Genomic DNA, 3,559 nt, shown 5'->3' with positions numbered 1-3,559 from the left:
TCTCGATGATTGGATGCAATTAGAGTTTAGCTGTCAGCCAGGGGAAGAATTTAAGGTAGAAATGAATTTGGCAGGGGTTAGCGTAGTAGAAGGTTTTGTAGTTTGAGTCAATAAAAGGCTAAAGGCTCAAACCAATAATGAGTCAAGAAGAAAATAAATAAATAATGAATAACTTAACTTAAAGTAGAGTCTAAGCTAATAATTCTGTCTAGGCAGAAAAAGAGGGGATTCTATCGTAATTATTCATTAAATCGATTGATTTTCTCTTGATTTGCGTAACTTTGGTTAATCGTCAAAAATTGCCTGTTCCAATCGAGCGATCGCTTTTTCTAAATCGTCGTTAACAATTTGATAGTCGAATTCTGGGCTAGCTGCAATTTCGGTTTTAGCAATTGCCAATCTTTTGGCGATCGATTCTTCGGTATTCGTGCCTCGGTTTCTAATTCTTTGCTCCAATTCTGCGATCGAAGGAGGCAAAATAAAGATTCTACGAGCTTCGGGAAAGATTTCGGCAACCGATCGCGCCCCTGCCAATTCTATTTCTAAAATAATATAATTGCCCCCTTTAATTCCTTCCACAATAGCTGCCTTGGGCGTGCCATAATAGTTTCCTGCATATTCTGCCCATTCCAGAAGTTCTCGATTGAGAATTGCCGTTTCAAAGTCTTTTTTAGTCAGGAAAAAATAATTAACCCCTTCCTTTTCTCCAGGACGGGGTTGCCTAGTAGTAGCGGAAACAGAGAGCTTCAGTTCTGGGTGTCTTTGCAGTAGCAAAATAACCAGCGTCCCTTTGCCTACACCGCTTGGACCTGTAATTACGATTAGTTTTCCCGATCGATTGACTGACATTGATGATACTCTAAGGAAACTAAGAATCTTTGCTGTCTTTGTTGACTACAAAGCGATGGGCTACAGTTTCGGGCTGTATTGCCGAGAGTACCACATGAGAAGAATCTGTAATAATTACTGCTCTGGTACGACGACCATAGGTTGCATCTATCAACAGACTTTTTTCTCTGGCTTCAGTGATAATTCTTTTGATAGGTGCGGATTCTGGGCTGACAATAGCAATAATACGATTAGCAGAAACTATATTACCAAAACCAATATTAATTAATTGAATATCCATAATTATTTGGGAATTGCGATGATTAAAGTGATTTATCGCTTAGTTAGAAATATAGTTCTAATACTATAGGTAAAAACTCTGATTTACAAGCAAAATTAGGGATGAACCCGTCTGATTTAAGGAAATTTTAGATTTTACTACTAATCTAAACATTTTGTAGCCTAAAACACAATTATTTAATTAAAAACTTATATTTTAATTACTTATCACTACTATTATGCAACCAGTTGATTACACTACTTTGATGGCAGTTTGTGACGAGCTAAATCGAGATTGGATTCCCGCTCGCATCGAACAAGTATATCAGCGCGATCGCTTTACGATTTTTTTGGCACTCCGCACTCTCAAAACTAAGGCTTGGTTGGCGATTTGTTGGCATCCCGAAGCTGCCAGAATTCATCTTAGCGATCCGCCACCCCGTATTAAAGATACTTTTACCTTTAGCGATCAATTGCGCCATCAGTTTAAAGGTTTGGCGTTGACTGAGATTAAAGCGATCGCCCCTTGGGAAAGGGTCTTAGACTTGCAATTTGCCAATCGTCCAGGAGAAGAGGCTTTATGGCATTTGTATGTGGAGATTATGGGCAAATATAGCAACGTTATTCTTACTGATGGAGAAGGACAGATTATTACTCCTGCCCGTCAAATTACCGCTGCTCAATCTAGCGTCCGTCCCATTTTAACAGGACAACCCTACGAAGTCCCCCCCGCCCTAACAGGTACTGTGCCTAAATTAGACGAAGCTTATACTCGCTGGCAAGAAAGAGTTAGTTTGATTCCAGGTCAACTCAAACGTCAGCTATTAAAATCCTATCGGGGCTTAAGTCCGAGGGTAGCCGAAGAAATTGCCACAGCGGCGGGTTTATCTCCCCAAGTAAAAACGGATACTTTGAAAAATGATGATTGGCAAGAGTTATTTAGTTACTGGCAGAAGTGGTTAATTGCTTTAGAGAAGCAGCAATTCTCTCCTGGCTGGTGGTCGAATGGTTATACGGTTTTAGGCTGGAAGAAAGAAGAGTCGGTAGATACAGTACAAACTTTATTAAATGAATACTATACTCAAGAATTTAACCGCCAACAGTTTCAACAGCTATACCATCAGCTAAACCAAAAATTAAACAATTTATTGAAAAAGTTAAACCTCAAAGCCAAAACATTTCGCGATCGCTTGAACCAATCTAAAGATGCAGAAAGCTACCGCCATCAAGGAGATCTATTAATGGCACATCTCCACGAAATTAAGCCAGGTATGGATTCAATTGTTTTAGAAGACTTTGAAACGGGCAAGCCAGTCAAAATTAAACTCAATGTAGAAAAGAATCCCGCCCAAAATGCTCAAGCTATTTATAAAATCAGTCAAAAACTCAAACGGGCTAAAGATGCAGTCATTCCTTTATTAGAAGAAGTAGAAGCCGAAATCAATTATTTATCTCAAGTTCAAACCGCCCTCAATCAACTCCAAAACGAGAAGCAAACCGCCGAAGATCTTCAGGCTTTAGGAGAAATCAAAGAAGAATTGATCCAACAAAACTATCTATCGAGCGATCGCCAAGGAGATAGCCGTAAAATAGATAAAGATTCCCAGCCTTATCGCTATACAGCCCCTTCGGGATGCGAAGTGTGGGTTGGTCGCAACAACCGTCAAAACGATATTCTCACCTTTCGCACGGCTGTAGAATACGACCTCTGGTTTCATACTCAAGAAATACCAGGAAGTCATGTCTTGTTGCGTCTTCCCCCTGGAGAAGTAGCCAGCGAAGCAGATCTGCAATTTACCGCCAATCTTACCGCCTACTACAGTCAAGCCCGCGAAAGCGAATTAGTACCCGTAACCTACACTAAACCTAAGGATGTTTATAAACCCAAGGGAGCAAAACCAGGAATGGTAATTTATAAGCGAGAAACGGTGATTTGGGGCAAACCGCAAGTGGCAAAAGAATTTCTTTTACAGTAGTTCTAATAACTAATAATTAATACGCTTGATGTGGATTAGCTTCGTTCTAGTTTACTGTTTTTTAGCTATTAGCTATCAGCCATCAGCCATTAGCTTTTAAGAAAACTTGGAAATTTACAGCAGTTTTCATCTAAGTCAGGTACAGAATAGATCGTTTTAAGGCGCAAAGGACATTCGTGTGTCCGCATGCAGGCAGGGGGCAGCCCTAAAAGACTAGTTGCGGCTAACTAAACGCCTTACTTTCGGTCGAGGCAGAAGTTAGATGTACCTCAGTAAACTGAAAAACGCTGTAAGTTTTTTCCCTAGACAAGTAATAAAATCTCATCTTTAGAGAACGTGATTTAAAAGATTGTAAGATTTTTAAATTCACATCAGACGTAACTAATAACTATAGTCATTCCTAATAAGAACCATACGAAAATATGTACTAATTATTGCTCCCTAATCCCTAACCCCTAATCCCTAATCCCCCGAAC

The 3,559-nt window shown here is 39.7% G+C and carries 3 protein-coding genes; 1 reads left to right on the top strand and 2 read right to left on the bottom strand.

What is annotated here, in order from left to right:
* Window positions 1-285: 285 nt before the first annotated feature.
* Together gmk and remA are read right to left on the bottom strand one after the other, a co-directional pair.
* The gene (gene gmk, locus AC33VI_RS07685; RefSeq protein ID WP_491781681.1) at window positions 286-849 is read right to left on the bottom strand and encodes a guanylate kinase; all 564 of its coding nucleotides are present in this window, start codon (window positions 847-849) and stop codon (window positions 286-288) included.
* Window positions 850-868: 19 nt separating this feature from the next.
* A complete protein-coding gene (remA, locus tag AC33VI_RS07680) occupies window positions 869-1,129 on the bottom strand; it encodes an extracellular matrix/biofilm regulator RemA (protein ID WP_229641351.1) in 261 nt (86 codons plus the stop codon).
* A gap of 217 nt (window positions 1,130-1,346) precedes the next feature.
* Here remA and AC33VI_RS07675 point away from each other — a divergent pair, with 217 nt between their 5' ends.
* Complete coding sequence (locus AC33VI_RS07675) at window positions 1,347-3,083, top strand: Rqc2 family fibronectin-binding protein (RefSeq protein ID WP_491781680.1); 1,737 nt, start codon at window positions 1,347-1,349, stop codon at window positions 3,081-3,083.
* Window positions 3,084-3,559: the final 476 nt, after the last annotated feature.

The organism is Waterburya sp., from assembly GCF_058530065.1.
The sequence above is the reverse complement of the archived record's forward strand: the minus strand, read 5'-3'. Positions and strand labels throughout refer to the sequence as shown.

What these genes read in the sequence shown, in the direction of transcription:
- AC33VI_RS07675 (WP_491781680.1), top strand. Translation starts at nt 1,347, where the DNA reads ATGCAACCAGTTGATTACACTACTTTGATGGCAGTTTGTGACGAGCTA.
- remA (WP_229641351.1), bottom strand. Translation starts at nt 1,129, where the DNA reads ATGGATATTCAATTAATTAATATTGGTTTTGGTAATATAGTTTCTGCT.
- gmk (WP_491781681.1), bottom strand. Translation starts at nt 849, where the DNA reads ATGTCAGTCAATCGATCGGGAAAACTAATCGTAATTACAGGTCCAAGC.